Below are 26,685 nucleotides of genomic sequence, written 5' to 3' on the forward strand. Positions count from 1 at the left end.
GCATGCGAAATTACCACTGGCACATTTCGCATGCGAAACCTTGTACCGGCAAGTCAGCATACACGTGCCACAGGAATTTCCTTCCAGTTTGTTGTCCACGCTTTACTGAGCATTTGACGTTTCATCCGCCATTCAGGCTGAATGCCCTTTCCCGCAAAACCAATACTGTACCGTCCTGATCGGTTCATTGAGTCCATCAGGCTCATCATAGCCTCACTTCCGGGGCGCGGAACTTCATCATCAAAAAGGTTCAGCTGTACTACGGTGTTCGGCCGCAGCTCATTGAGCATGATTCCAGCTTTAGCGTAGCGGAACCCCGGGCACCACATAGTATCCAGAGACTTCACCGCCGTATCAATAATGCTGCGCGTGTCTTGCGTACCTACGCGTAATCTCACAAATGCCGTGTTGCCGTAACCGGGCTGCCCGGAATCAAATGGCGAGGTACGTATAAAGACCGACATGTGATGACAATACTGGCGGTCCTCACGCAGTTTTTCCCCCACGCGCTCGGCATAAGCACAGATTGCCTGCCGCATAGCGTCATACTTTGTGACCCGTTCTCCAAAGCTGCTACTCACAACTATTTGCTGTTTTGGCGGAGGCGCATCTGCCATCAGTATGCAGGACTCGCCATTCAGTTCCCGCTTCGTTCGCTCCAGTACCACGTCAAAGTTTTTGCGGATGAAGACTGAAGAAGAGCGAGCCAGGTCCAGTGCTGTTTTAATGCCAAGCAGTTGTAGGTTCCTCTCAATCCTTGAACCTACGCCCCAGATCTCCCCTACGGGTTGTCGCGAGAGAAGCGCTCTAGTGCGATCATGATTATTCGGTGTCAGTGCCAGCACGCCGCCGAACTGTTGATATTCCTTGCCAGCCCACTGTGGAGACTTCGCCAGCGTCTAGGTGGGTCCAAGTCCGACCCCAACGGTCAGGCCGGTGCAGGCTTTTACGTGTGCGCGGATCATGCGGCCAAAATCTTCATAAGGTATGGTCATCTCCATACCTGAGCAGTCACAAAACCCTTCGTCTACTGAATATACTTCAAGACGCGGCACCATCTCTTCAATACATGACATCACCCTTGTGCTCATGGAGTGACACAACGCGTAATTGCTCGAGAAGAAACGTATAACTTCCGGAAAGCGCTGATTTTTGATCCTGAACCAAGGTTCGCCCATTTCACATATTTTTTGGCCTCTTTACTGCGGGCAATCACACACCCGTCATTATATCTGAATGCCACTAACAGTTAGTTATATTTAAAACAATGATTTAAATAGATGTTTAACCGCTAACTTTTTCTATGTGTTAGTTCTCGGTGGGATGATTTAGTTAGTAACTTTTAGAATGAATCCGGCGAGAAGCACTTTCAAATAGGTGAATGCTCAGTCAACGTCCGTTGTGTGCCAAAAGCGGAAGTTAGCATTGGAGTGAGGTTCGTACACGAGCAGGACACGCTAATGTGATATTTCCGATTCAACTGCGAGACACATTAATTAGCCGGGAACAATAACAGCCTGCCAGCTTCATATTATAAACCCGCCTATAAAGCGGGCTTTTACTGCAAGTCAGTCACAGAGTTCATCTGCCTATCGCATTTGCCTTTTTACCTTCCGCAGCCCGGTTTCGGATGGCAAGCCAGAGCAGCGCTAAGGCAGCGACTGCAAGCCACGGAATAAGCATCTCGTTAAGCTTTTACCATCCAAGTAGTTCAAGCAACGCGCCTGCGCTGAGCGAACAGGCCAGACCTACCGCAAAAATGGTCATATCATTGATGGCCTGAGCAGCGCCTTTTTCCGAGGGGCGAAACGTTGTTGTAACCAGTGCAGTGCCGCCTATATAGAGGAAGTTCCAGCCCAGACCAACGAAAACGAGCGCACCGGCAAAAGAGTAAAATCCGGTGCCGGTCAGGGCCAGACCTATATGGCATATGTAGAGGAAAATGCCCGTCAGCATTATCCGGATACTGCCAAAGCGTCCAATGAGTTTGCCCGTAAAGAAAGACGGCAGGAACATCCCCAGAACGTGCAGCTGAATAACGGTAGACGTCTCTGAAAGAGAGTGAGCATGATGGGACATTGCAAGTGGCGTAGCTGTCATGGCGAGGATCATAATGCCGTAGCCAGTGGCAGCGCCAAAGAGGGCGGTCAGGTAAGCAGGCTGAGTGATGACCTTTTACCAGGGGCGGGCAGGAACCTGTTCGACAGCTTTTTCTACACTGACCGGCACGTGAAGCCGGGAGAGAATGAATACGGCAACTGCTGATATTGCAGCAAGTATGATGAACGAACCCAGGTACTGAGGCGTCAGTATGTTACTGCCCATCCGGGCCAGTAACGGGCCGGCAAGTGCAGCGACTATACCGCCCGCCATGACAAGCGAGATGGCCCGGGGCCGGAATGTATCGCTGGAAACCTCGCTGGCCGCAAAGCGGTAAAACTGCGCAAAAGACTGGTAGACCCCGACCATGTAAGTCCCGATACAGAGCAGAACAAATGAAGAGGTGATAATCCCTGCGCCGGCAATAGCACCGCCTGCTATGCCAGCCGCAGCTCCGGCACAAAATCCCGTTTTACGCCCTACTCTGGTCATCCACATTGAAGCCGGAAACGTGGCTGAAGCCGTTCCGAGAAACATGGCAGCTATGGGCGCTGTCGCTAACCCCGGGGACGGAGCAAGAAGTCCGCCCGCAAGGCCGCCGATGGTCATTACAAGTACAGAAACGGTCTGAAAGATGGCCTGGGCACTTGCCAGTATGAGCACCTGCCAGTACATATTTTTATTCGACATCGAGTTTCCTGTATAACGGTGAGTTAATCCGGTCGGCAGGCCACAACTTTTTCCCTGGTTGTGCCACTGCCGAAAAGCAGTATCATTAAAACATTCAATTGAATGATTGAATGTTCCCGTTAACCGGTCATAGAGTCAATGAATCAGCCTGAAAAATTTTTGTATACGCACCTGGGTGAGCTGGCAAAACTGCTGGGACACGCTTCAAGGATTGAAATACTTGACCACCTTGCCGGGGGTGAACTGTCGGTTGAGATGCTGTCTGCGCTGACGGGCATGTCGGCTGCTAGCACCTCGCAGCATCTGCAAAACCTCCGCAGGGGTAACTTTGTCATGTCCCGTCGGGAAGGTAAGCACATTATCTACCGTCTGGGTGACGGCCCGGTAAGAAGCGTTATTGCCAGCCTGCGCTGCTTTGCTGAGTTCAATAATGACGTCATTCGCAATATCACTGCGGACTACCAGAGTAACCATAACTGTCTGGAAGCCGTCAGCCGGGAAGAATTGCTGAGCCGTCTTGAGGCCGGTAGCGTGACTCTCCTGGATGTACGCCCGGAAGATGAATATATTGGTGGACACCTTCCCGGGGCATTGAATATCCCGCTTAAAGAACTTGAGTCCAGGCTGGCTGAGCTGCCAAGTGACAGTGAGATAGTCGCTTACTGTCGCGGCCCCCACTGTATTTTGTCCGTTGAAGCTGTGGAATATCTTCGCCGGCAGGGCTATCGCATTCGTCGTTTTGATGAAGGTTATCCGGAATGGGTCGCATCAGGTCTGCATACCGAATAGCTTAGATAATACCTTTCCCGGCAGGCCCCGCTGGGGGTTTTGCTACAGAGCTATCCTGACGTAGTATCCTTGACCGCGCTTTTATGGGTGTCCGCTGATCGCTCATAGCGGACTATTTAATTCTTAAAACCTGAAGAATTGAACGTACTAAACTAACTAACACTTCTCACCATTCAGATCATTGTTCGAAAGAATGGCTACAGGTGCGTTTTTCAGATCAGGCCGGAAACTTTTTCCGCGCTGGCATAAAAGCTGTTTACATCGATGAGCCCGAACATGTCAGTTTCTTCCACGTGGGGTATGCACGAAGTGTGCCACAACGCCAAAAATTTCCAGCGTGTCGTGATCGGGAATAATAACGGGATAGGCAGGATTCATCGGCTGAAGTACCGGCCCTTTGGGCGTCAGCATAAGGCGCTTAACCGTAAACTCGCCGTAAAGTTCTGCAATAACGACATCACCGTGCTGTGGCTTAAGCGAGCGGTCCACAATCAGCAGATAACCATTATAAAGTCCAATGTCCTGCATGCTGTTGCCCTGCGCGCGCAGGAAGAAGGTGCTTGCCATGTGAGCGATAAGATGCTCGTTGAGGTCCAGCTCCTGCTAAGCATAGTCCTGGCAGGGTGAAGGGAACCCGCAGGGAACGCGCTCCAGAAAAATGGGCCTGAAGCTGAGTGGCGGGTTGCCGCCGGGTTAATCAAGTTAAAAGCGTTAAACATGAGCAATAGTCTCTTCAATAATACTGTATTTATTTGCAGTGGTATTAACTGGCTTTGAACGCGACGCAAGATGCCGCGGGCAGGGGAGGGCGGTCAAAACTGTCGGTTCGTAGATTTTTCAGGCGAAATAGTAAAGTGGCTGTTCATAAAACAATCACACGTCTATGAACGCCTGGCCACGCGGGCTGACGCAATCTATCCACAGCTTTAGCTACCAAGTGTGCAGTGCTGATGTGGATAACGGAATACCGCAGGCGCAGTGGGCGGGAAGTCTGAACAACCCCGTTAAACGGTTTATCAAGGAGCTCCCGGGAAATACTGATTAACCTGCCGTCCCGCCGACCGGTAACTGATAGCAGAATTTCAGACATCTGGCTTGCTGGCGCTTCTCCGAAAAAGCCCCTGGAGGGTTTTTAACCTTATTTGCTTCTGTATGATTAGCGTTCGTTTTCAGGAAGCTTTTGCATAAGGAGCATGAATTGAAGTCTACTCGCCTGACTCATCCCGCTTTATTGCCCCGGTTGTTGCCCTTTCTAATGCAGATGCGCCTGAACCCGGACGGCTGAGCCGCACAACTAAATACGTTGAAGATCCACTGCAGAACAGCAGCCTTCTAAATGCAGGTGCAAACCACGATGTCCTGAATCCGTCATCGCTCTGAGGCGCAACGTCGTTTCGCTGCCGCTCAGTCGGCGTTGCAGATGCATCGTGCTCTGGCTTTCCATCTGATATCTCCCTTTAAGCCCTGTCGCCGGGGCTGAGACAAGCACAGTTGACGTGGACGTCCAGGGTGAAATAAACGCCGGTGAAATTTATTTCCGGCCACTGCGTTAGACCTTAAAAATTTCCCCTCCGCCCCGGACGACGGCCGTCATCCGCACTGGTTTACGCCCTGCGGCGAAGTATCTCAAACGGGTGATGTAAAAACCGGTGGAAAGTTCCAGCCGAATTCCACAAAACGTCAACACCGCGGCTCCCGAAACTCAACAGGTGATGGGGTGAAAAACAAACCCATACAGGAGAACGATTATGGCTTCACGAGGCGTAAACAAAGTCATTCTGGTAGGCAATCTTGGACAGGGCCCTGAAGTTCACTACATGCCAAACGGTGGCGCGGTCACGAACATTACCTTGGCCACGTCGGAAACCTGGCGCGACAAGCAGACCGGTGAAAACAAAGAAATCACGGAGTGGCACCGCGTGGTGCTGTTCGGAAAGCTTGCCGAAGTGGCGGGAGAATATCTGCGTAAGGGTTCGCAGGTCTATATTGAGGGCCAGTTGCGCACGCGAAAATGGCAGGGTACGGATGGCCAGGATAAATACACAACGGAAGTGGTGGTAAACGTCGGAGGCACAATGCAGATGCTGGGCGGGCGCGGCGGCGGCGCAAGTGATGCGCAGGACGTAAATCAGTCTGGTGAACAGTCCGGGCAGCCCGCAGCGACTCAGCAGAGCTCAGGCAGAAAGGGGAGGGGAGGCAAAGGCGGCAGAGCACATACTTCACCGTCCCAGTCAGATCCTTCCGGGCAAACACCTTCGCAGGGAGGTTATCCACCTCCGCCCGATTATTTTGATGATCCTATACCGTTCTGACCCGATGGGTCTGACAAGGCAAAGCCCTTAAATGCCCGGTCTTTCAGGTCAGCAAATTAACCGCAGCTTGAGCCAGATAAGCAAGTGTGAGGCGCGCGGAACCCATAAATGAGTGCTCTGTGCAGGGCTGCAATCCCGCACAGAGCGAGACAAACAAACCCGGTGAGGGATGAGATATGTCTGTTTTGAAGTTTAAAGAACTGCCATCCGACATTAAGCGCTCAGCCTACTTTGGCCGTCAGGCAGGCGGAAACATGAGCCAACGCAGTGGCGAAATGACCCGTGATGAATCCTTCACGCTGGCACGGCTGCAGCAGTTTTCACTCTTTGATTATGAGTCCTATTGCGCGCGAGGCGAGGAATTCCGGCATCGCCTGTCCGGAGCCGTGCTGCACGCGTTGAAGCTTCCTGACGTCTGGCGAACGGATTGCGAGAGCAGGGCAGAATGGGGAGGTGTTTTTCCGGTCCATCTTCGGCTGATACATCGTAAAAATAAGCATGTAGTGATTGACATTCTAAGCCCAGGCGGCGAATCACCTTTCTGGCATGGGCTGATGTGGCTAAATCCGGATCATACAGGTCTGTATTTCTGGAATAGTGAGTTGCTGGAAATCGAAACTATTGGTCAATTACTAAAGCGTATTGATGCAATGGTTCGTGCGGGCTACGCGGTCGGTGATATCTCTGGAGCTCTGCGTCAAGAAGGAATTAACTAATGCAAGATACCCTCATCTCGCCTTTAGCCGAATCCAAAAAATGCCGGAATAAGGCAGGTGTGGCTTCTCATGTACTGCTGGTTCATACAGACCGTGCAGCTGGTATTAAGCGGACTTGCTACCCGTTGCGGACTTAACGTGTATATTCTGTAGTAATTTTTTCTTAAATATCGCTCAAATCATACAGACAGTTGATTAAGTCAGATATCTATCTAACCGATGATGCCTTTTGAAATTCCAGAATAAACACTGATCTCATTCTTAGGCCGGCTTGCTGGTAAAAGAAACGTTTTGCCAGCAAGCGGCCATATGTGAAGCTGAAACAACTCGCGCATGGCAGACCCCGGCAACCTATCGCCGATGGTTTTCAGGATGGCAGGAAGGGCGAACGCTGTGAATGACTTGCTAAAAATGATTTGGGTTTCGAATATGAGAGCTTCTGAATAGCCAACGGTGATTAGTTAAATTCTGGTTAGTATATATACACTGGTCTACTAATTTATATTTATCTGAATTTATACAAGATAATTGTTTCTCCTGTATATCAGTCAATATAACGAGGGGCAGGTAACTTATCATAGCTGAAGCGACCCGGCTTATTCTTTAGCTAATGAAGATACAGCTATGATGCCCTTAAGGTACGGTTTTTCCTGGTTTTTTATTAGAAGATTACTTGAATGATGATCCAATCGAGGTAATTGTTGATCTATGGTTTGATAACTAAAGTTCAAAACTTCCTTGCAGACATCTAAGCAGGATTTATATTGATAAATGTGTGTATAAAATCATTGACACCAAAATATTAAATTTCATAACTTTGAGATCGAAAATACTTTTTAATATAAAGCTTTTCCTTATTGCTCTATATCTTTAGCAGTTCGTACTGTTTGTCCAATACATTGCCGTGTGGCAACAATTCCAGTCATATCATCGGTTCAGTAAGCACCTTCATTGCTTCCAAGATTCGCTCAATTGTGCTGTCAAATCCCCATCAGGTTTAATTACTGCCGGATAGAAAATGCATGCTCCTATCAATTAAATAATCTTGAACACAACCACTCGCCGCATTTTTGGATCTAACCTATGACCTAAGGCACTTACCAGCAAGATGGCGCCACTGTAAAGTTATTATGCGGTTACGTAAATTATGGGTTTTTTAATAATTTTAGTTGGTTAGCACCTTTTGCACAACGCGAAAAATCATGTCTAGTATTTTCTAATCGTCAAGCAATGATGTTTGATAGAGTGAAACTTGAATTTTTTCCGCTTACTATCGCTTCCCCGATGGTATGCGGTTTTTTTTGGCTATGGCGGGCGAAAATGCCTACGCTTTTGATAGTATTTTTCTAAAGCTGCATCAGCATTTGCCGTTTGGAAATAACCTTCTATTATGTGAACTATCTCATACTTTATATGGGATTCTACACAGCACGTTAGGTACGAGAGAACCTATTATTTCTCTCAACTTGCCCACTTTCAGTGGGCCTTTTTAAGCGAATGTGCAACAAGGATAAAAACCTAAGGACTAAGTGATTTGCGTTAGTCTTTCTCCTACACTCACCCCAAATTTAAATTACAGACCTTAAAATCCTGTCGCCTGCAGTTTTGACTAATGATTTAAACATTTTGCAGTGTGCTGCTACATTTTGTTATGTTATTACATATCTTAATGCGCATTGACGATGTTGAACCCCATGTTGAAAGCCGCACCTGTTCTTGAAGTCGAGAATCTGACCTTGACGCTCAATGGTAAAACAATCATCCGCGATCTCTCGTTCTCACTGCTGCATGGTGAGCGTGTTTGCTTGCTTGGCGCGTCCGGCTGCGGCAAATCCTTTACCGCTCGTGCCATCACTGGTACGTTACCGGCGCAAACAATTATAGACGGCGTGATTCGCGTTAACGGCGTGAACGTAACACGAAAAAATGCACTGGTGCGTGCGCCTAAGAGTAGAGTTGCAGCGGTATTCCAGGATTCATCCGTGGCGCTTAATCCACTGGTGCGCATTGGAAAACAGCTGGCGCTGGTTAATCGCGTCTTGCCAGCAGATACCCGTGACCGCCTGCTGCACGGCGTTGGCTTATCCGATATCCCCGACCTAATGCAACGCTTTCCCGCCGAGATTTCTGGTGGCCAGCTCCAGCGTTTGTGCATGGTGCTGGCTACCCTGACGAAAAGCAATGTGCTGGTAGCGGATGAACCCACCACCGCGCTGGATGTCCTCGCCCAGCAGCAGGTTATCAATCTGTTGCTGCAACGTAGCGTGCAGCCAGATGCACCCGCGCTGCTGTTTATTACCCACGATATCGGCGTCGCCGCGCAAATTTGTCAGCGCGCGATAGTCATGGCAGACGGTGAATTAGTGGAATCTGCGCCACTGCGGCAGCTATTACGCACGCCCGTGCATCCTTACACGCGTCAGCTGATTGCTGCCGCAACAGAAAATGGCAACCTGATGTCACCGGATAACACGCGGATGGCCGTCTAATGATGCGCTTAGATACTGATGCAGCCGAGTTTATTCGTGCCGGAAATCTCAGTCGGCGTTACGTGCAGTCCGCGCGTCTCTGGCAAAAACCGCGACCTGGTTCGCTGGCTTTAAATCAGGTGAGTTTCTCCTGCCAGCGTCATGAACGCATTGGCCTGATTGGCGCGTCCGGTAGCGGCAAGTCAACTCTACTGCGCATTCTTCTGGGACTGGATGCTGCGGATAGCGGCGAAGTGTTCTGCGAAGGACACAGCGTGCAACCGGCTTCCGTGCGCGCGCTGCGCTGGTATCGTCGACGCGTGCAGTACATTCCGCAAGATCCCGCTGCATCGCTGGCACCGCATCAAACAGTCGCACAGATAATTGCTGAGCCGCTGCTGCAGTTAACAACACAATCGGCCAGCGATGCTTTGCTGCGTGATGCGTTGGAACAGGTGGAACTGAGCGCGAAGTTGTTGCATCAGCCAGCGGGCTTCCTTTCCGGCGGTCAAGCGCAGCGTGTCGCCATCGCCCGTGCCCTGGCGCTGAAACCCGCCTTTCTACTCGCAGATGAACCGGTTAGCGGCCTTGATCTTCCTCTGAAGGCACAAATCGGCAAAGAAGCCAGCAGCCTCATTAACCGTTGCCAGAAAGCGGTAGATGAGGATAAGAAAGTGCTGATTGGCTTTGTTCTGAGCAACCCATCAACGGACATTTTTCAGCTGAAAAATGGTGAGCACGCAGGTGAAAGCCGCGTCAGTCTGAAAGCCCGCCTAATCAAAGTGGACTGGATCAAGATAGGCCAGGACATGGTCTTCAAGACTGAACGCGCCGAACCGCAGCAAGCACAGAGCGCCGCTTCCCAGCAGCAATCCTACGCAGAAAACTCATTCTGATTGTTCACCACAGCCTGCTCTCTTCTGAGCAGGCTTTCACTCATAAGGAGCATTCTTATGTCCTCACGTGGCGTAAACAAAGTCATTCTCGTTGGCAATCTCGGTCAGGATCCGGAAATCCGCTACATGCTTGGCGGCGGCGCTGTCGCTAACATTTCACTGGCAACGTCGGAGTCATGGCGTGATAAGCAGACCGGCGAAAATCGTGAAATTACCGAATGGCATCGCGTTGTGCTGTTTGGCAAGCTGGCAGAAGTCGCCGGCGAATACCTTCGCAAAGGTTCTCAGGTCTATATTGAGGGTCAGCTGCGCACCCGCAAGTGGCAGGATCAGAGCGGACAGGACAAATACTCGACGGAAATCGTCGTGAACGTTGGCGGCACCCTGCAGATGCTGGGTGGCCGCACACAAAACAGCGACCAGCAGCAATACAGTGGTAACCGGGGGCAGCCACCTTCACAGCCAGATCCCGCTCCACAACAGAAACACAGTGGAAATAACGGGAAAGGTAATCGTGGTTCGCAGCGTAACAATGGCGCTCAGCCCGCGCCTCAGCAACCAGCGGCACAGTCGCAACCTGCCGGAGAATGGGATGATGACATACCGTTCCTGGGACACGGTTACGGCATGGCAAAACACGCGTCATCCTCTCTCTGACTCTTCGCTGCGTTTTGACCGCTGCACTAAATTTCACCATAATCTTTTAAAGGTTACTGACGATGCCTGCCATACTATGGCTGAACGGTTTTCGGTTCTTTTTCTACTCTAACGAAGGTAATCCGCGCGAACCTGCTCACATTCATGTGATAAAGGCCGTTACAGAAGCAAAATTCTGGCGGGAGCCGGTTGTAAAACTGGCAAGTAACGATGGATTTGACTCACGGACGGTAAAAGAGCTGATGACAGTGATAAGGCAACACCAAACCATGCTTCTGGAGACCTGGAATGATTATTTCAGCTAAGAACGTTCGGTTCGATCATCATATTATGTGGGTCGAACTCTCAGACGAGCGGATAATCGGCGTACCGCTTTCATGGTTTCCCCGGCTTCGCAATGCGTCCGCCGAACAGCTGAAAGATTACGAACTGTACCCCCGTGGTATCCACTGGGACGCACTGGACGAAGATATCTCAATCGATGGCCTGCTACAGGGACGCGGTGATGTAACGCACCCGCCTCATCAGGTCGCCTGAAGGTGCTGATTAAAAAACGCTGACTCCGGTCGGCGTTTTTTTTTGAAAACGCAAAAAGAGTTGTTGATAGAAGCACGCTGAAGAGTTGCGCACAGTGAAGCCTGTTCTCACTGTACAGGAACTTTTTCATATGAAATTTAACGCCGTCTTTGCCGCTTTACCGCTTGCACTGCTGGCGGGGTGCATTCAGCAGCCCCAGAAGCTGCAGGAGCGTGCTCCCTCCGAACCGGTTCCGCCGGTCAGCGTTTCCCGCAATATTCAGACACCTGCTGATGATGTATACGCGCGTACGCCTGAAGTGGTTCGCTACGATCGTTACCTGCTGGTCAGCACGGATCCGCAGGCCGTGCAGCGCGACCCCCTCTCACAGATTATTGACGTCCGCATCCCCTCTTCAGTGCAGCCAACCGTGGCTGACGCCATGCGCTATGCCCTGAAGCAGTCCGGCTACTCGCTTTGTCAGACCGGTCCGGCTAACGGCGTGTTGTACCGTCAGCCGCTGCCGGCCGTCCAGTTTCAGCTCGGCCCGATGCGCCTTCGCACCGCGCTGCAGGTGCTGGCGGGCCCGGCATGGGAGCTTGAAGTGGATGACGTACAGCGAGTGGTCTGCCACAGCCTGCGTGCCGGTTATCAGCTGCCCGTGACACAGCTGCCGCCGCGTCCTGCCAGCGCCTACGCACCGGCTGCTGGCACTCCATCTTCTGCCAGTTCCTCTCAGGTGATCGCGCCTCGTCCCATTCAGGCCCAGCCTGGTCACGGAGGGTGGCTGACAAAGTGACCACAGAAACATCCTTCCTTCACGAAAACGGTGATGACGTTGCTCCGTTATCAGGCGGCAGGTTCAGCGCCGTAAAACGTCGGCTGTCGGCTATAGGACTGACCACGCTTTCGGTTGCCGCACTGGGTCTCGCATTCATATCGCTTCGCGCCGGTGTGTCGCAGGAAAAACGTCTCAGCTACGTCGAGAAGCAGCAAAACGTGGTTTACACCCAGGCACTGGCTAAAACCGATCTTGAACCACTCCAGGCCAACATCAGCACGCAGGCCGAGGCGATTAAAAGGCAGCAGGTTCAGCTCGATGCGGTCCGTAAATCGCTCGAAGCCTGGTCTGCCAAAGGCTTATCTGAAGCAGTCGAACAGGTTCGCCATTCGATCGATGAGCTGAATGATTCGCAGACTGCACTGCAGAGCCGTCAGGCTGCAATGGAACAGTCAGTTACCGCACTGCAGCACCCGCTACAGAAAGCGCAGCAGGCCACAGCTGAACCCAAAGCGGCAACACCTGTAAAAAAGCCAGCACCCGCTAAGCAGCACCCGGCAGTCAAAACCGTGGCCCGCAAAGCACCATTCGTACTGACCGGCGTTGAAAAGCGGGGCACGGAGTCGTTTGCGGCCATTGCGCCGACGGGATTCAGCTCGCTGGCTGAAATCCGCCTGATCGGCGAAGGCCAGACCGTTAATGGCTGGACACTTGTTCACGCCGGCTACGGCCAGGCGCAATTTCGCGTGAACGGTCGCTTAACGACTCTCAACGTTCGCTAACGGAGGCGATATGAAGCTAAAAATAGCCAATCTTGCAGTGATTATGCTTTGCTGCTCCGCGCAGGCCAGCGTTCAGGTTCAGAATTCCAGAGGCGAACCGGTGGATGCGCCGGCGCAGAGCGTGCAGCAAAGCAGCGTGCAGGATCTGAAGCAACAAGCCGGTCAGTGGGGGCTGAGCCAGGACGATTATCAGCGCTATCAGTCCCTGATGAACGGTCCGCGCGGTATTCAGTCACCGGGTCTGGATCCGCTGTCAACGCTGGGTATTGAGGCGCGTAGCCAGGCCGAGCGTCGTCAGTATGCTGAGAAGTGGGTAAAGGAAGAGTTTGCGCGTACGCAAAAAGAGCTGGATTTCCAGCGCGAAGTCACCGCCGCATGGAAGCGGCTCTATCCGGAAACGCTTGCGGTCAATATGGGCAACGCAGCCGGCATTGCGCACGACACCGGCGGGCGGCTGGCGCTGTTCGTTAAATCAGCGGGCTGCGGGCAGTGTGACGCCCGGCTGGCAGCGGTATTAGCTGATAACAGGCCGGTTGATATCTACCTTGTAGACAGCCAGGGCGATGACGGGAAGCTTCGCGGCTGGGCAAAAGACCATCACATTCCGCTGGACAGGGTGCGCAGCCGTCAGATCACGCTGAATCACGACGGCGGTCGCTGGATGCGGTTCGGTAACGGCATCATGCCGGTGGTTCTGCAGCAGGGGGAAGACGGATGGCAACTCGCCGCATTCTGACCGGAGCGGCGTTACTGCTGCTTTCACATACCACGTTTGCCGGGGGCAAACAGACCGTTCCGGAGGGTTACGTGCGCGTGGCGCACGCGCACAGCGTGCCGCCGGAATCGCTCTACTCCGTCAGCCTGCAGGAATCATCGCGCAGGCTGCCGCAGGGCGAACGCCCGTGGCCGTGGACCCTCAACGTCGCGGGTAAGGGCTATCGCTATAAAACCCGTCTTGAAGCCTGGCAGGCGCTGCAGGTGTTCATGAAAACGAACTCACTGAAGCGCATCGATGTCGGTATTGCTCAGGTCAATCTCGGCTGGAACGGCCAGCGCTTCACGTCAACCTGGGAGGCGCTGGATCCTTACGTGAATCTGAACGCCGCTGCCGCCATCCTGCGCGAGTGCTGGGACCGGAAACCCGGCAGCTGGCTCGATGCAGCCGGTTGTTATCACCATCCCGCAGGCGGCGCACCCGCTGCCCGCTATCGCGCTTTCGTTAAAAGCAAGCTCGCCATGCTCCAGTCCTCGCCGCATTTGCCGGCGGCTACCGCAGTTGAACAGACAGCGTCCGCATCGGTGCCGGATAACGGCCTCGTCTGGATAGATCCACGGAGTCAGTGATCATGAATCTGAAAAAACTCATCGTTACCGCATTTATCGCCTTTTCGCCTGCCGCACTGGCGGAGCTCAACGTCATTGCAGACCTGGGCGGGCAGAACACGCAGGCTATTTTCGAGGCCGTAAACCGCCAGAATACCCCGCCTGCGCCTGCTGCGGCTCCTGAACAGGGCGAAGCGGCCATGCTGCCCGTTATTACGCTAAAACTTTCCCCCGGTAACGTGACTCCCCGGGCGCTGCAGCTGCCGGGTATCGGCGCGCTGTTTATCATGGGTGATGACAGCTATTCACGGCAGTGGCTGCAGCAGAACGCACAGCAGCTTTCGGCCAGAAATGCAGCCGGCCTCGTTGTGAACGTTGAAAGTCTGGAATCGCTGAAATCTCTGCGCGGTCTCGCACCCGGTCTTCAGCTGGCGCCCTCATCGGGATCTGAACTTGCCCGCCGCCTGCAGCTGACGCATTACCCCGTACTTATCACGGACAGCGGCCTGTCTCAGGAGGTAGGGCCGTGATATCCGCTCCTTACGTCGCTGAACTGCTGATGGCAAACCCGGTCCTGCTGGCCGTGATTATCTTTCTGATCTGGCGCTTTCGTCGTGAGTCGGTCAGCGAGCGGCGGCACCGCCGGTATCGCGCAACGGCAGAGCGCGTCTATACCCGCCTTCGCCAGCTCAGCGGAGACGGGCAGCGCATGAGCTATCTGCGCAAGATTAATCCCTACGTCTTTGAGGAGTTACTGCTGCTGGCATTTGTGCGTCAGGGCTATGCCGTACAGCGCAATGCGTCATACAGCGGCGACGGCGGCCTGGACGGACGGGTACACATAAACGGCGAGTGCTGGCTGATTCAGGCTAAGCGCTACAGCCGGGCGATAACGCCGTCGCACGTTCAGGACTTTGACGCGCTGCTGACGCGCATGGGGCAGCGTGGCCTGTTTATTCATACCGGCCGGACGGGCCAGAAAAGCAGGACTGTCAGCAGCGGTTCACAGCAACTGATGATTATCAGCGGACAACGCCTTCTGGCTCTGCTGGCAGGTAAACCCTTTAAGGAGTTTTCTTTGTGAGTGATAAATACGTAATTGAAGCCCTTCTGCGCCCGGCTGTGGAGCTGAATACTGCGGTCGCAGCGGGCACTGCCGCCATCGTCTGCGTGACAGCGCCCTGGGCAGTAGCCCTGGCACCCTCCGTCAGCTACGTTACCGCCGGCGGATTCGCCGTGCTTTCTGCCATACGCGCGCGTCAGGGAATGCAGGTCATTCGCTATCGCCGCAACCTTCGCCGTTTACCGCGCTATGTGATGACGTCAAAACAGATCCCCGTCAGTAAACGCCGGCTTTTTCTGGGCCGTGGGTTTCGCTGGACCCAGAAACACACCCAGCGCCTGCGCGATACGCTGCGCCCGGAAGTGGCCCACTACCTGAAGCCGTCGAGGCTGTATCAGCTTGCCCGCCAGTTAGAGGAAGCGACGGAAAACAGTTTACCGGCGATCGGCAGGCTGCTCAGTGCCGATACGCCCGTCAATCCGGTTCGCCCGCTTCCCCCGGTTGGCGGAAATCCAGCCGTACACGGCATTGAACCGGATGAAACTGACGTCACGCTCGATCTACGTGAGCGTGTCGGCCACACGGTTGTTTACGGTACAACCCGCGTGGGCAAAACCCGCCTCGCTGAGCTGTTAATCACTCAGGATATACGCCGTGGAGACGTCACCATTGTGTTTGATCCGAAAGGCGATGCGGACCTGCTGAAAAGGGTCTGGGCGGAAGCCCACCGGGCAGGCCGGGGCGATGAGCTGACCGTTTTCCATCTTGGCTGGCCTGATATTTCCGCGCGGTATAACGCCGTAGGGCGCTTTGGGCGCGTATCGGAAGTCGCAACCCGCGTTGCCGGCCAGCTCAGCGGTGAAGGTAACAGCGCAGCGTTTCGTGAGTTTGCCTGGCGGTTCGTGAATATCGTTGCGCGTGCGCTGGTTGCTCTCGGGGAACGCCCGGATTACACGCTCATCACCCGCTACGTGAACAACATCGCCGATCTGTATCTGCGTTATGCCGAAAAAATTATTACCGAGAAGCTGCCCGAACTGCGCGGTCAGATCGAGAATAACGCCAACGCATTCAGTGAAGACGACGTGCCGCGCAACATGCAGGGGCAGCCTGAAGCTATCCGTATCTGGGCCGTTGAAGTGGCGCTGAGTTCTGACGCAGGAAACGCGCTGTATGACCCGATACTTGACGGACTGCGCTCTGCCGTACGCTATGACCGCACCTACTTTGACAAAATCGTGGCGTCACTGCTGCCGCTGCTGGAAAAACTGACCACCGGTAAAACGGCGGAGCTGCTGTCTCCCGATTATCTGAATATGGAAGATCCGCGCCCTATTTTTGACTGGGAGCAGGTTATCCGTAAAAAAGGCATCGTTTACGTGGGGCTTGATGCGCTCAGCGACAGCGAGGTTGCCAGCGCCGTAGGTAACAGCATGTTTGCCGATCTGGTGAGCGTGGCCGGTCACATCTACAAGCACGGTATCAACGGCGGCCTGCCGGGTTCAAAAGAGGGCAAAGACCCTATTAACCTGCACTGCGATGAATTCAACGAACTGATGGGAAATGAGTTTATCCCACTTATCAATAAAGGCGGCGGGGCAGGCATGCAGGTGACGGCCTACACGCAGACCTCATCTGATATTGAAGCCCGTATCGGGAGCGCGGCAAAAACCTCTCAGGTTCAGGGTAACTTTAACAACCTGATCATGCTGCGCGTGCGAGAAAACCGGACGGCAGAGCTGCTGACCTCACAGCTGCCGCAGGTTGAAATCTACAGCAAAACGCTGGTCTCAGGTCATCAGGATTCAGCTGACGTCACCGTCAATCACGATTTTACCTCCAGCACTCAGGATCGCGTCGGCACCATTAAAGTGCCACTGCTTGAGCCTGCCGACATTGTCACACTGCCTAAAGGTCAGGCGTTTGCGTTGCTTGAGGGCGGCCAGCTCTGGAAAATTCGTATGCCGCTGCCAGCGGGCGATGCAGGTGACGTGCATATGCCTGAGAACATCGCGCGTCTTGCAGAAGAGATGCGCCGGAATTACCACAGCAGTGAAGGGTGGTGGGACAGCCGCAGTTCAGCAGCAGCGCCAGTGAAGGGAGGTAACAATGGCTGAGGCACGTCGTACCGCACCGCAGCAATATCCGCAGCAGAACCCCGCGCAACCGCGGGAGCACGGCCTGCTCTACAACCTGGTCTGGGGCTGGCCGTGGAAACTAGTTGGCGTGATCCTGGCTTCACTGATGGTGAGCCTTGTCATTGAATATGTCGGGATTGCGTTCTTCTGGCCTGAAATGGGGGCAGCGCACAGCCAGGCGGTGATGAATACCGAGTTTGGCTATCTGTCTTCTGATTTTACCCAAAGCCTGCTGCTTTCCGAGCCGGCTGCAACAGTGACGCGCTGGATAACGGATGCCTGGCAGTGGGCGTTTGTGGACAGTGGGATCATCGGCTGGATACAGCAGACATATCAGGCAGAGATGAACAGCGGCAATGAGGTATCGCGCAATCTTAAAGGTGCCAGCAGTTGGATGGGGAATTATCTGCAGCAGTACATGCTGGCAACGGTATATGTCTCTATCGTGACGCTGATCCGCGTCACGATCATTGCACTTTCCGTACCGCTGTTCGTACTGGTTATATGCGTTGCCGTGGTTGAAGGGCTTGGCCGACGTGATTTACGACGGTTTGGTGCTGGTTATGAGTCGTCTTTTCTGTATCACCGCGCGAAAAGGCTGATTAAGCCGGCTGTATATCTTCCGGTGATGGCCTACCTCTCCTGGCCTTCAGCAGTCTATCCAAACCTTCTGCTGCTGCCCGCAGCGTTAATGCTGGGACTTACCATTACGGTTACAACAGCATCGTTCAAAAAATATCTTTAGTCGCCTATGACCAAAGCCTGTGTAATGCAGGCTTTAGTTATTTACGCCGCCGCAGTCGATTAAATCTGGATCGGATTGGACGCCTGCTATGAGCGAGGAGCTGCCGTTATGCGATTAGTCGTTGAGCTGCTTGCCTAAAGACATGTATGCTTTCTGTACACTCTAAATTTAAAGGGACACATATGCCATCTACGTTAGGCTCACCTCAGTTGTCATATATTGCTGAAGGAAAAGGCTCACTGATTATAATGCTTCATGGCCTTCTAATGGACGGAAAATCTTGGCGAAATAATGGATTGATCTCCTTATTTAGTCCATTTTTTTACGTTGTTTGTCCGGACCTTTTAGGCCACGGCGAAAGCGTAAAACCGTCAGTGCCAGAATTATATACACAACAAAATCAGGCTTTATCCATTGTGAAAATTATGGATGAGCTGGGCTATGAGAAAGCGCATGTTATTGGATATTCCTCTGGCGCATGGGCAGCATTAGGGCTGCTAAACCACTATCCGGAACGGCTGCATTCTGTCGTTTTAGGCGGATGGGATTTAAAGAATGGCCTTCCGGAAACGCCTGAAGGCAAACTTAGTTTTGATATGTTTATGTCTTATGCAAGAAGCACAGCACCAGAACTTGTCTCTGGGCTTTCGCTAGATGATCAAGAAAGTGTCAGATGCTTTTTCAATGAATTAAGAAAGTATTCTGAAAAAAAAGAAGCTTTATTTCCTTATAAGACACCAATTTTACTTTGGGCCGGAGCCAACGACCCTTATAACTCTCCTATGGCTGAAATAGCGCAACAATATGGTTTATTGATGACCCTTGGAAAAGGAGATCATTTGAGTGAATTTAACAAGCCTGACAAAGCATCAATAAATGAAATTTTTAAATTTATTGAAACGCATGAGGGTTCAATATCACCTTTCACTTGTTCTTAAAAATATAAATTATGATAGCTGGCGTGATGTCCACTTTTGGCACAAAGCAGACTGGAACCGGGCTTTTTCAGTCCCCTGTGAGCGAGGAGGGGACTGAATGAATCTGTACGACATACTGATTTCCTCGCCTTAGCAGGCAGGTTGCTGACAAGGGATACCCGCTCTGACGCCTGTCAAAACTTAATCCTTACAAACCGCATATCACTTGCCGGAAAAATTTTAGCGGGCGGAAAGCCAGACGGTGCGTTCATTACTCTGTTTACCTTCAACGCTTTGCCGGATTAGTTTGAATCCGTATTCTTTCATCAATGAAACAGACTCAGCGGCAAACAGACCGTCGTGAGCAAGGGGTTCGTCCTGAAATGCGCGCGCCGCACTGCTTACATTGTCTGGTTTTTACCTGATGACGCTCAAACAAACTGCGGCTGACTCTTATCATCCGGATGACCATTCCGGTTACCAGGCAAGCAAAGCCCGTGAGCAACAGGGTGATCATCGCGGGTGAGCGTAAGCTCTCTTCCAGATGAAACAGGAAGTAAGCATAAATACATAGCGACAGAATAAAGGCGCACGTATCCAGGCCGGCATGCACTGACCTGTTTTCCCTCATAAAAGCCCCCATCATCCTCAGTCCAGCGAAACCAGAATGCATGCCGTGAGATAAAGCCCGGCACTATAAACCAGATGCGTGATAACACTTAGCTGGCGCGCCAGCCATGGCCTCGGTGTGTTTGACGCCGCAATGCCAAATCCGAAAGCCGGCTGTAAAATCAGCCAGGGCGCTGACAGCGTAAGCAAACCCGTCAGCAGCGCCGTTGAAAAGGAGGGCGTTTGCAGCCAGTCTGTTGCGTCAAGCGTAAACGGTAGTAAAGCAAAAAGCATTCCTGTCAGATAATGAAACGCCCATCCTGTAAACGTCTCTCCGGCTCTTGCTTTTGTTGAGGCGATCGTCTGATGCCGGAACTTTCCGTAAGGAAACCATAAAATCCAGCGCCCTACCAAAGCATAATTGAGCGTTGGTAAATTCAGTACGCGTTTCAGAAAGAGTGACCACAGGTCCATTAACAGGGTAGCGCCAGTCCCTGTTATCGCCATAAAAACAGCAATTTCCCTCATGTTTTTCGTTTTCCTTTTGCAGTCATGTTAAGCTGATACCAGTATGCAACTTAAAGTCTGGTTTAAGTCAACAATGAAAGAACTCGATATTGGTGAAGTCGCAAAGCGTTCTGGCATTCAGCCATCAACGTTACGTTTTTACGAAAAGAAAGGTCTCATCCGCCCGGTTGGTCGTAATGGGCTGAGAAGGCAGTATCATGAAAGCGTACTGGACAGGCTGCAGTTAATCGTACTGGGACAGGCCGCTGGATTCTCATTGCAGGAAATCGCAGAGATATTAACGCCGGGAAGCGTTGGCGATGCCAGTCACGACCGGTTCAGTCGCAGGGCAAAGGAGATTGACGCAACCATCCGCAAGCTCCGAATTCTGAGCCAGGGGCTGAAACATATTGCCTACTGCACGGCGCCGCAGCATACCGAATGTGCTGAGTTCAAAAAGATTGTCGGGCGGGGGCTGAGGCTTATTAAATAAACCTCATGCTTTATGTTTTCATCAGGTAAATTCTGCGCTCAGAAGCCCGAATACCCAGTCATCCTGCCAGGCGCCCCCCAGAAAATAATTCTCCCGTAGCGTTCCTTCCTGCTGAAAGCCGACTTTCAGTAAGGTTCTGCGCGAGGCTTCATTCCCGGCCGTAACCGTAGCGGTTAATTTGCGATAACCCTGGCCATTAAAAGCAAAACGAGCAATGTCGCGCAGAGATTCGCTGCCAATGCCTTTACCGTGAAAACCGGCATCAAGGATAAAACCAGTTTCAGCGATGTCATTACCGCGGTCCACAAATCCGGTTACGCCAACCGGCGTAAGGGTGTTTTTCAGGCAGATAATCAGGCACAGCCAGTGCGGACAGCCTTTTTGCCACGGTTGCAGACGCGGCTCAAACGACTGGGCGCGGATATCTTCTTCGGTTCGCGCATCGTTAATAAAATGCATTACATTCCGATCCTGATTAAGGGTGCGGAAAAAATGCCAGTCAGATTGCAGAAGATAACGGTAAGCCAGCCTGTCCGAATGAATATTAAGCATTAGTTAAAAGAGAATATTTTCAGAATATAGTTAAGATGCTGATTCATCTTGTGTTTGTCAATCGTGCTCTTTTCTCTGCTCAGAGAGTAATAATTAATCGCTTTTGTATTAACGGCACTATGCATGAGCAACCAGGCAAAAAATTCGTTCCCCGGTACGCAGGATTAATAGCTGGTCATGCAGGATCCTTGCCGGTGTGCATTATATGAGCTAGTCTGCGTGAAATCAGGCCGGTTTTATTTCAGGCTGGGATATATCAGCTGTTCTGCCTTCATCACCAGTAAACCCAGACATGGCGGGTATACCGGTAAGTCTGTTCTGCAGAATAAGGTGGGGCTATCGAAATGATGGGGTCTGGGCGGACTTCAGCCCGATGCAGAAATGATAGCGATACGGTTTGCCCCACAGCCAGATTAAAAGACAAAGCGACATCTGAAACGCGCTGGCTGAGCCTCTCTGTCAATTTCTGGTTTTATCAGGCACATTATATGCTGTAAGCGAAAAGAGGACGTAACACTGGCTGCTCGCGCTTCTTCTCTGAAATTTAAGGCAACCTGTCTGACTTCCCGCCATACTGGCATAATCAGGGTAATGGGTATCAGGACAGATAAAGATATGCTTAAAGGGACCTCTCACCTCATAACGGATTTGCTGAAGCACGATAGCAAAACTATACCTGCTCAATTCTGGCGAGATCCGGCGATCAGTTATGCAGAAAGCCGCCGCGCCTGCTGCAGCCGCACCTGCTATAAGCCGCACAGTCATCCCACATTTTCCATTGGCGCAGTCGATGCAGGCGGAAGTATTTTTACAGGAGCAGCAGCCGGTCCTTGTTATTTGCGACCTGGAATGATGGTTTTTATTCCGGCCAGCTCTGTCCATGCGTGTAATCCCCTGCCCGATCAGAGCTGGAGCTATCAGATGCTGCATCTGGATGCCAGATGGCTGAAGGCTTTAATTGCTGAAGTAAATAATATACCCGGTGATTTCATCAGTGACAGAGAGATCCGGCTGATTGATGATAAAGAGATTTATGCCCGCTTTTGTACGCTGAATACCGTCCTGTTTTCAGATGCCGGCACAGAAGATAAAAGTGCTGCCCTGATCGAGTTCATTGGCGACTGTTACTGCGAGAACAACAAGGTCAGAACATTTCAGGCGCTATCGTCTTGCGACAGTCCGGCAATAAAAAAACTAACTGATGCACTGCTGCAAACGGAACGGCAGCCATGGGCATTAGCAGAATTAGCGGACATTTCTGGCATGAGTCGGTATCAACTAATCAGACTGTTTCGCGCTGAAACCGGTATGACGCCACATGCCTGGCAGCTTAATGCTCGCGTTAATCAGGCGCGCCGCTGGCTTCAGTCAGGCTATGAAATAACGGACATCGCTTACCGGCTGGGTTTCGCTGACCAAAGTCATTTCCAGCGCGTATTTAAGGCCCATACAGGTGTAACGCCTGGCTCCTATCGGGCGTGAGTAAACTGCAATTTTATTCAATACAATCTTTTGCCGGGCCTGCACTCTGTTAAGAAATTTATTAACAGGGTAATAGCGTAATGGAACAGTTTTTATTCGTGGCAGCGGCACATTTTCTGGCACTGTTGTCCCCAGGACCGGATTTTTTTCTGGTTGCACGTACCTCTGTCAAATCCGGCTGGCATCATGCAGCAAAGGTTTGTCTGGGAATAGCGATGGCAAACGGGCTGTTCATCTTTGCTGCTTTTAGCGGCATAACTCTTTTCCGCGCTGGCAGTATCAGTTTTACAGTTATACAACTGGCTGGCTGTCTCTATTTACTTTATGTCGGCCAGCTTTTTATCCGCTTTGCGGGTAGAGGTACCATAACTGAAAATCAGGTTAGTGAAAACAGCTGCCCTGCAGAGCCTTCCGCTATATCACATTCTTATCGTGGATTCAGCATGGGTTTTTTGTCAGGGATCCTTAATCCTAAAAATGCGCTTTTCTATGCCAGTCTGGCGACATTAATAAACGGGCCCCAGGTTGTAGCAAGTGTCAAAGTCTTATATGGCGCATGGATGTTCAGTATCGTGTTACTGTGGGATTTACTTATCGCTATGTTCGTTGGCAACCAGCGGGTACTGCGTCACTTTTCGCATATTTTACCCTGGGTGGAGCGCATTTCAGGTGTAATTCTGATCGGGCTGGCTCTCAGTGTCATATCGATGAATGTTATCGCGCTGAGTTAAAACCATTCTGCTGTCTTATGTACTGGCTGAATAACAGAAAACAGGATTGGTGTCTGGGTCCGTTTCTGGCACGACTCGGACGCTTGTTTAAGGTCCTCTATGAGCGAACAGCGGACATTAATAGGTACAGGAATTGTGGGCTAAGAAGTATCCGGCATGTCAGCCCCGGATTTTAAATTTCCACAAGCCTGACTCAGACTATATGACCGAAAAACGAATTGTGTAATCCGCCATTACTGACCAGTCTCTGTTGCCGCCTCCTGCATCTACCGCTTTATGCATTTGCTGATGAACTGCCTGAAGCATCGGCAACTCTGCACGAGACGCTTCTGCAGCCTGCTTAGCCAGACGCAGGTCCTTGAGGCCGAGAGACGCTTTGAAGCCGGGTTCATACACATTGGCGGCTATGTTGCGCGAATAAATCTGATAGCTACGACTGCCAAACAGCGTATTGAGAATAAGATCAAAGAATCGTTCGCGATCCAGTCCATTGGCTTCGGTGAGTACAACAGCTTCAGCCATAGCCTCAATGGCCATGGTGATCATCATGTTGCATGCGATTTTTGCAGCATGCGCCGCGGCAGGTGTTGTACCTATATTCCAGATACGTTTACTGATAACGTTAAGCACCTGTTCTGATTTTTTCAGCGCCTCAGTCGAGCCGGCAGCCAGCACGTTAAGCCCTCCCTGAGCAGCGACATCCGGTCTGCCGAGCACCGGTGCCGCAATCCAGCTAATATTGGCTTTGCGATGATGTTCATCTAATTCATGTGAGAAGCTGACGGAAATAGTCGAAACAACAATATGGATCAGAGTTGGATTTGCCTGACGTAGCAGATCGCGTTCGAGCAATACGTCCCGTATTGCCGCGTCGTCAGAAAGTAGCGTTAACGTGATATCGCCCTGCATTGCCTGCTGTGGTGAAGCTACTGCTGTAACGCCCTCAACATTTCGACCAGAGCGGCTCCATGAAATAACCGTATGACCCGCGGCTATTAAATTTCCGGCAATAGCGCTACCCATGGCACCCAGCCCGATAATACCAATATTCATAGCTTTACTCCTGCAGGGCGCCGACGTTAAATCAGCGCACAAATATTTTTTCTGAATCCGATTTTAATAACTCTAAAATCAGTCTGTTACTGGCATATTCATGTTGATCCATTCCAGAATAGGAGCAAGTGCCTCATCGGAGTTCTTTTCATAAATGAGCCCATGACCATTTCCAAAAACGCCATGGTCAGGCAAATGAAGCAGCTCGGCTGAAGCCCCGGCAGCATTAAGAAATTCAGCGGTTGGAGGACTTGCGACTGCGAAATCAGAGGCTTCTGCCGTGACAATCAGAATCGGCTTTTCTGCCAGTGAAGGCAGGCGGTAACTGCCCGGTTCAGCCTGTTGTAGGTCGCTGGCATGTTTAAACGGTGGATCAAATTTTAATGGCGCCGCTGCAGGCCCCCAGCTCATTATTCCGATGTTCGGTATACTGGCAAAGGGAGGGCCCATAGGTTCAACAGCCACGATCATTTTTACCTGGTCCGGACAACGATCTGCGGTCAGCCAGCCATCCGGGCCGGAAGCTGAGTGCGTGACCAGAATAGCGGGCCCGATACGGTTCAGAAGGGCTGCCATCCTGTCTGCGTCCATGGTCTGAGAAAGTGCCAAATCAGCAGGCAGAGGGCCATAGCCTGCAATAAACTCATCCATTGAATCTGCATCATCTTCAGCGAAAGGCCACTGAGTATGTCGCTCATTTGTGCCGGGAAAGTAAATCTGCTGACCACCTTCATAGGAGAAAGCGGGGCCCATCTTGCCCGTCGTTTCGACGTGGAAGGGTGAGCGCCCGTGACCGGGTCTATCTATGACCAGTACCGCGAAGCCATCCTCAACAAATCGCTGCGCCCAGCCGGGTCTCCCATCTGGCGTATCAAACCATTCGGTGCCCTGGAAGCCACCGCCATGCATAAGCACTACCGGATAAGGACGAGTGATTTCTTTTGGTGCTTCCCATTCAACGTACATCGGCCCTCGCTGATAGGTCAGTCCGTTTTGTTCAATGCGCTCGCCGGGGATCCAGAAATGCCCCCGACGAACCGAGCGTACCGGTGCATTAACCCACGGAGTAAAGTCAGTCTTTTGCTGCACAAAGTGTTCCTTGTTTTTATAGCGGAATGCCGCGTAAACGAACCGGGTTGATATCAGTAAAATGAGCTAAGTCATTCATTACTTCTGCCGCCTCTGATGAGGAAAATGCAGTATGAATAGCCGCTTCATCGCGAAATATGCACTCGCAGATAACCAAAGTGCCGGGTTGTGAGATTTCCGGATAGAAGACTGAAACGCTTGTTAAGCCATACTGAGTAAAGGACTTTGTTACCAGGGGCAGATGACGGTTTGCGTAGTAGGCGCGATCAAAATAAGAGTTCAGGTTGCCCTGATAGGTAACATAGAGGATTACCGGTTCCATCGGTTTCATCTTTTAAGCCTGTCGGTTAGTGTTTGTTCCTGATTACAGAATTAATATGTATCGATTGGTATTTAATTAGGCGTGATTAGGCTCGGCGCAAAATCACAAGCGGTTTAATGCGTAAAAATGCAATGATAGTTAATGTACCGATCGGTATGTTATTGGCTCGAATTGGCTTTGTCAACTGGATATGTATCGATTAGTATGTAATATAAATTAAGCATGAATAAGGGGGGACGTTATGAAAGCTGCGGGAAGGCCAAGAACTTTCGACAGAGATGAGGCTGTCGAAAAGGCAATGTACTTGTTCTGGCAATACGGTTATGAGTCGACATCACTCGCCGTGTTAAAAGCAGGAATAAGTACCGGAATTTCCTCACCCAGCTTCTATGCAGCCTTCGGTTCAAAAGAGGAACTGTACCGGGAATGCATACAGCGCTACCTCTCAACCTTTGGGCAGGTCACTCAACCTCTCTGGGATAACACCATCCCCGCACGGGAATCTCTGGAATCTACGTTGAGACTATCGGCAAGAATGCAATGCGAGCCCGGGCATCCTTCGGGTTGTATGATAGGTTTGGGTGCAATGAGTGCAACCTCCACAGAAAATGCAGTCGTTGCTGAACCTCTTGCCCGCTCCCGTGAGCGTACCCGGGAAGGCATCTTTGCAACGGTTCAGCGTGGAGTCAATACGGGAGAGCTCAGGGCAGACACCGATATCGACGCTCTGGCATCGACTTTCAGTACATTTCTCTTCGGCTTGTCCATTCAGGCGCGGGACGGCGCAACGTCAGAGCAACTGAATGGCGCAGTCTCGTTGATGATGCACCTGTGGAGCCAGCATTCGGCTTAAACTTTGTGTCGTTGGCAGCCCACGCGGTTAATTATCAACGTTGGCGTACTTTCAATTCAGCAAAAAAGCCATGAGTTCATGGCTTTTACATGATGTTCAGG

At 51.6% G+C, this 26,685-nt stretch carries 26 protein-coding genes and 5 pseudogenes; 22 read left to right on the plus strand and 9 right to left on the minus strand.

The genetic code is table 11. The features are described 5' to 3' along the window. Window positions 1-53: 53 nt before the first annotated feature. Both umuC and C1N62_RS21285 read right to left on the minus strand, forming a co-directional pair. Window positions 54-1,246, minus strand: a pseudogene (umuC, locus tag C1N62_RS21280) (translesion error-prone DNA polymerase V subunit UmuC); the annotation flags it as partial. Between the two features lie 335 nt (window positions 1,247-1,581). Beyond that, window positions 1,582-2,790: pseudogene (locus C1N62_RS21285) on the minus strand (MFS transporter). A gap of 138 nt (window positions 2,791-2,928) precedes the next feature. Between C1N62_RS21285 and C1N62_RS21290 the strand changes: the two are divergent. Beyond that, on the plus strand, window positions 2,929-3,579 hold the full coding sequence (locus C1N62_RS21290) for a metalloregulator ArsR/SmtB family transcription factor (protein ID WP_137765746.1): 651 nt from the start codon (window positions 2,929-2,931) through the stop codon (window positions 3,577-3,579). 279 nt (window positions 3,580-3,858) lie between these two features. Here C1N62_RS21290 and umuD read toward each other — a convergent pair. Both umuD and C1N62_RS23245 read right to left on the minus strand, forming a co-directional pair. Beyond that, window positions 3,859-4,239 (minus strand): annotated as a pseudogene (gene umuD, locus C1N62_RS21295) (translesion error-prone DNA polymerase V autoproteolytic subunit). Between the two features lie 634 nt (window positions 4,240-4,873). Then, a complete protein-coding gene (locus C1N62_RS23245) occupies window positions 4,874-5,023 on the minus strand; it encodes a hypothetical protein (protein ID WP_168195928.1) in 150 nt (49 codons plus the stop codon). A gap of 304 nt (window positions 5,024-5,327) precedes the next feature. Between C1N62_RS23245 and C1N62_RS21300 the strand changes: the two genes are divergently transcribed. From C1N62_RS21300 to C1N62_RS21380, 17 genes and pseudogenes are all read left to right on the plus strand, one after another. After that, window positions 5,328-5,891, plus strand: coding sequence for a single-stranded DNA-binding protein (locus C1N62_RS21300; protein WP_137765747.1), 564 nt, complete (start codon window positions 5,328-5,330; stop codon window positions 5,889-5,891). Window positions 5,892-6,067: 176 nt separating this feature from the next. Next, window positions 6,068-6,607: a conjugation system SOS inhibitor PsiB family protein gene (locus C1N62_RS21305; RefSeq protein WP_137765748.1), complete on the plus strand. Its 540-nt coding sequence runs from the start codon at window positions 6,068-6,070 to the stop codon at window positions 6,605-6,607. A gap of 1,694 nt (window positions 6,608-8,301) precedes the next feature. Further along, window positions 8,302-9,096, plus strand: coding sequence for an ATP-binding cassette domain-containing protein (locus tag C1N62_RS21310; protein ID WP_240775846.1), 795 nt, complete (start codon window positions 8,302-8,304; stop codon window positions 9,094-9,096). Between the two features lie 2 nt (window positions 9,097-9,098). Next, window positions 9,099-9,596: pseudogene (locus C1N62_RS23645) on the plus strand (ATP-binding cassette domain-containing protein); the annotation flags it as partial. Window positions 9,597-9,689: 93 nt separating this feature from the next. Then, window positions 9,690-9,971 (plus strand): annotated as a pseudogene (locus C1N62_RS23650) (DUF3577 domain-containing protein); the annotation flags it as partial. A 57-nt stretch (window positions 9,972-10,028) separates the two neighbouring features. Continuing rightward, a complete protein-coding gene (locus tag C1N62_RS21325) occupies window positions 10,029-10,628 on the plus strand; it encodes a single-stranded DNA-binding protein (RefSeq protein ID WP_137765750.1) in 600 nt (199 codons plus the stop codon). 62 nt (window positions 10,629-10,690) lie between these two features. Then, complete coding sequence (locus tag C1N62_RS21330) at window positions 10,691-10,933, plus strand: DUF4160 domain-containing protein (RefSeq protein WP_137765751.1); 243 nt, start codon at window positions 10,691-10,693, stop codon at window positions 10,931-10,933. Continuing rightward, window positions 10,917-11,165 (plus strand): DUF2442 domain-containing protein, encoded by a 249-nt coding sequence (locus tag C1N62_RS21335; protein WP_137765752.1) that lies wholly within the window; start codon window positions 10,917-10,919, stop codon window positions 11,163-11,165. Before C1N62_RS21330 ends, C1N62_RS21335 begins: the two co-directional genes overlap by 17 nt. Window positions 11,166-11,295: 130 nt before the next feature. After that, a complete protein-coding gene (locus C1N62_RS21340) occupies window positions 11,296-11,943 on the plus strand; it encodes a PilL N-terminal domain-containing protein (RefSeq protein WP_137765753.1) in 648 nt (215 codons plus the stop codon). Then, on the plus strand, window positions 11,940-12,707 hold the full coding sequence (locus C1N62_RS21345; protein WP_137765754.1) for a DUF2275 domain-containing protein: 768 nt from the start codon (window positions 11,940-11,942) through the stop codon (window positions 12,705-12,707). The genes C1N62_RS21340 and C1N62_RS21345 overlap by 4 nt, the downstream gene beginning before the upstream one ends. A gap of 10 nt (window positions 12,708-12,717) precedes the next feature. Next, on the plus strand, window positions 12,718-13,443 hold the full coding sequence (locus C1N62_RS21350) for a TIGR03759 family integrating conjugative element protein (protein WP_137765755.1): 726 nt from the start codon (window positions 12,718-12,720) through the stop codon (window positions 13,441-13,443). After that, window positions 13,422-14,051, plus strand: coding sequence for a lytic transglycosylase domain-containing protein (locus tag C1N62_RS21355; RefSeq protein WP_137765756.1), 630 nt, complete (start codon window positions 13,422-13,424; stop codon window positions 14,049-14,051). Before C1N62_RS21350 ends, C1N62_RS21355 begins: the two co-directional genes overlap by 22 nt. 2 nt (window positions 14,052-14,053) lie before the next feature. After that, on the plus strand, window positions 14,054-14,560 hold the full coding sequence (locus tag C1N62_RS21360) for an integrating conjugative element protein (RefSeq protein ID WP_137765757.1): 507 nt from the start codon (window positions 14,054-14,056) through the stop codon (window positions 14,558-14,560). Next, window positions 14,557-15,114: a restriction endonuclease gene (locus C1N62_RS21365; protein ID WP_137765758.1), complete on the plus strand. Its 558-nt coding sequence runs from the start codon at window positions 14,557-14,559 to the stop codon at window positions 15,112-15,114. The genes C1N62_RS21360 and C1N62_RS21365 overlap by 4 nt, the downstream gene beginning before the upstream one ends. Continuing rightward, entirely contained in the window at window positions 15,111-17,210 is a 2,100-nt protein-coding gene (gene traD / locus C1N62_RS21370; protein WP_137765759.1) for a type IV conjugative transfer system coupling protein TraD, read from the plus strand. The genes C1N62_RS21365 and traD overlap by 4 nt, the downstream gene beginning before the upstream one ends. Further along, complete coding sequence (locus C1N62_RS21375) at window positions 17,203-17,976, plus strand: TIGR03747 family integrating conjugative element membrane protein (RefSeq protein WP_137765760.1); 774 nt, start codon at window positions 17,203-17,205, stop codon at window positions 17,974-17,976. Before traD ends, C1N62_RS21375 begins: the two co-directional genes overlap by 8 nt. 182 nt (window positions 17,977-18,158) lie before the next feature. Then, on the plus strand, window positions 18,159-18,914 hold the full coding sequence (locus tag C1N62_RS21380; RefSeq protein ID WP_137765761.1) for an alpha/beta fold hydrolase: 756 nt from the start codon (window positions 18,159-18,161) through the stop codon (window positions 18,912-18,914). A 627-nt stretch (window positions 18,915-19,541) separates the two neighbouring features. Here the strand turns inward: C1N62_RS21380 and C1N62_RS21390 are convergent. Beyond that, window positions 19,542-20,030, minus strand: a complete 489-nt coding sequence (locus C1N62_RS21390) for a DUF2938 family protein (protein ID WP_137765762.1) — start codon at window positions 20,028-20,030, stop codon at window positions 19,542-19,544. Window positions 20,031-20,103: 73 nt separating this feature from the next. On the opposite strand from C1N62_RS21390, the gene C1N62_RS21395 reads away from it, so the two are divergent. Further along, on the plus strand, window positions 20,104-20,502 hold the full coding sequence (locus tag C1N62_RS21395; protein WP_137765763.1) for a helix-turn-helix domain-containing protein: 399 nt from the start codon (window positions 20,104-20,106) through the stop codon (window positions 20,500-20,502). Between the two features lie 21 nt (window positions 20,503-20,523). Here the strand turns inward: C1N62_RS21395 and C1N62_RS21400 are convergent, their stop codons facing one another. Further along, entirely contained in the window at window positions 20,524-21,054 is a 531-nt protein-coding gene (locus tag C1N62_RS21400) for a GNAT family N-acetyltransferase (protein WP_137765764.1), read from the minus strand. A gap of 615 nt (window positions 21,055-21,669) precedes the next feature. On the opposite strand from C1N62_RS21400, the gene C1N62_RS21405 reads away from it, so the two are divergent. Both C1N62_RS21405 and C1N62_RS21410 read left to right on the plus strand, forming a co-directional pair. Continuing rightward, window positions 21,670-22,536, plus strand: a complete 867-nt coding sequence (locus C1N62_RS21405) for an AraC family transcriptional regulator (protein WP_137765765.1) — start codon at window positions 21,670-21,672, stop codon at window positions 22,534-22,536. A gap of 80 nt (window positions 22,537-22,616) precedes the next feature. Continuing rightward, a complete protein-coding gene (locus tag C1N62_RS21410; RefSeq protein WP_137765766.1) occupies window positions 22,617-23,267 on the plus strand; it encodes a LysE family translocator in 651 nt (216 codons plus the stop codon). A 198-nt stretch (window positions 23,268-23,465) separates the two neighbouring features. Here the strand turns inward: C1N62_RS21410 and C1N62_RS21415 are convergent, their stop codons facing one another. From C1N62_RS21415 to C1N62_RS21425, 3 genes are all read right to left on the minus strand, one after another. Further along, window positions 23,466-24,320 carry an NAD(P)-dependent oxidoreductase gene (locus C1N62_RS21415; protein WP_137765767.1) on the minus strand — a complete coding sequence of 285 codons (855 nt, stop codon included), beginning with the start codon at window positions 24,318-24,320 and terminating at the stop codon, window positions 23,466-23,468. Window positions 24,321-24,398: 78 nt separating this feature from the next. Further along, a complete protein-coding gene (locus tag C1N62_RS21420; protein ID WP_137765768.1) occupies window positions 24,399-25,409 on the minus strand; it encodes an alpha/beta hydrolase in 1,011 nt (336 codons plus the stop codon). Between the two features lie 16 nt (window positions 25,410-25,425). Continuing rightward, window positions 25,426-25,740, minus strand: a complete 315-nt coding sequence (locus tag C1N62_RS21425) for an EthD family reductase (RefSeq protein WP_370465622.1) — start codon at window positions 25,738-25,740, stop codon at window positions 25,426-25,428. Window positions 25,741-25,972: 232 nt separating this feature from the next. On the opposite strand from C1N62_RS21425, the gene C1N62_RS21430 reads away from it, so the two are divergent. After that, on the plus strand, window positions 25,973-26,584 hold the full coding sequence (locus C1N62_RS21430; RefSeq protein WP_137765769.1) for a TetR/AcrR family transcriptional regulator: 612 nt from the start codon (window positions 25,973-25,975) through the stop codon (window positions 26,582-26,584). Window positions 26,585-26,685: the final 101 nt, after the last annotated feature.

This window comes from Nissabacter sp. SGAir0207 (assembly GCF_005491205.1).
Lineage (GTDB): Bacteria > Pseudomonadota > Gammaproteobacteria > Enterobacterales > Enterobacteriaceae > Chimaeribacter.

What these genes read in the sequence shown, in the direction of transcription:
- C1N62_RS21400 (WP_137765764.1), bottom strand. Translation starts at nt 21,054, where the DNA reads ATGCTTAATATTCATTCGGACAGGCTGGCTTACCGTTATCTTCTGCAA.
- C1N62_RS21290 (WP_137765746.1), top strand. Translation starts at nt 2,929, where the DNA reads ATGAATCAGCCTGAAAAATTTTTGTATACGCACCTGGGTGAGCTGGCA.
- C1N62_RS23245 (WP_168195928.1), bottom strand. Translation starts at nt 5,023, where the DNA reads ATGGAAAGCCAGAGCACGATGCATCTGCAACGCCGACTGAGCGGCAGC.
- C1N62_RS21355 (WP_137765756.1), top strand. Translation starts at nt 13,422, where the DNA reads ATGGCAACTCGCCGCATTCTGACCGGAGCGGCGTTACTGCTGCTTTCA.
- C1N62_RS21330 (WP_137765751.1), top strand. Translation starts at nt 10,691, where the DNA reads ATGCCTGCCATACTATGGCTGAACGGTTTTCGGTTCTTTTTCTACTCT.
- C1N62_RS21350 (WP_137765755.1), top strand. Translation starts at nt 12,718, where the DNA reads ATGAAGCTAAAAATAGCCAATCTTGCAGTGATTATGCTTTGCTGCTCC.
- C1N62_RS21325 (WP_137765750.1), top strand. Translation starts at nt 10,029, where the DNA reads ATGTCCTCACGTGGCGTAAACAAAGTCATTCTCGTTGGCAATCTCGGT.
- C1N62_RS21430 (WP_137765769.1), top strand. Translation starts at nt 25,973, where the DNA reads ATGAAAGCTGCGGGAAGGCCAAGAACTTTCGACAGAGATGAGGCTGTC.
- C1N62_RS21410 (WP_137765766.1), top strand. Translation starts at nt 22,617, where the DNA reads ATGGAACAGTTTTTATTCGTGGCAGCGGCACATTTTCTGGCACTGTTG.
- C1N62_RS21380 (WP_137765761.1), top strand. Translation starts at nt 18,159, where the DNA reads ATGCCATCTACGTTAGGCTCACCTCAGTTGTCATATATTGCTGAAGGA.
- C1N62_RS21335 (WP_137765752.1), top strand. Translation starts at nt 10,917, where the DNA reads ATGATTATTTCAGCTAAGAACGTTCGGTTCGATCATCATATTATGTGG.
- C1N62_RS21360 (WP_137765757.1), top strand. Translation starts at nt 14,054, where the DNA reads ATGAATCTGAAAAAACTCATCGTTACCGCATTTATCGCCTTTTCGCCT.
- C1N62_RS21375 (WP_137765760.1), top strand. Translation starts at nt 17,203, where the DNA reads ATGGCTGAGGCACGTCGTACCGCACCGCAGCAATATCCGCAGCAGAAC.
- C1N62_RS21300 (WP_137765747.1), top strand. Translation starts at nt 5,328, where the DNA reads ATGGCTTCACGAGGCGTAAACAAAGTCATTCTGGTAGGCAATCTTGGA.
- C1N62_RS21425 (WP_370465622.1), bottom strand. Translation starts at nt 25,740, where the DNA reads ATGAAACCGATGGAACCGGTAATCCTCTATGTTACCTATCAGGGCAAC.
- C1N62_RS21340 (WP_137765753.1), top strand. Translation starts at nt 11,296, where the DNA reads ATGAAATTTAACGCCGTCTTTGCCGCTTTACCGCTTGCACTGCTGGCG.
- C1N62_RS21415 (WP_137765767.1), bottom strand. Translation starts at nt 24,320, where the DNA reads ATGAATATTGGTATTATCGGGCTGGGTGCCATGGGTAGCGCTATTGCC.
- C1N62_RS21310 (WP_240775846.1), top strand. Translation starts at nt 8,302, where the DNA reads ATGTTGAAAGCCGCACCTGTTCTTGAAGTCGAGAATCTGACCTTGACG.
- C1N62_RS21405 (WP_137765765.1), top strand. Translation starts at nt 21,670, where the DNA reads ATGCTTAAAGGGACCTCTCACCTCATAACGGATTTGCTGAAGCACGAT.
- C1N62_RS21305 (WP_137765748.1), top strand. Translation starts at nt 6,068, where the DNA reads ATGTCTGTTTTGAAGTTTAAAGAACTGCCATCCGACATTAAGCGCTCA.
- C1N62_RS21395 (WP_137765763.1), top strand. Translation starts at nt 20,104, where the DNA reads ATGAAAGAACTCGATATTGGTGAAGTCGCAAAGCGTTCTGGCATTCAG.
- C1N62_RS21390 (WP_137765762.1), bottom strand. Translation starts at nt 20,030, where the DNA reads ATGAGGGAAATTGCTGTTTTTATGGCGATAACAGGGACTGGCGCTACC.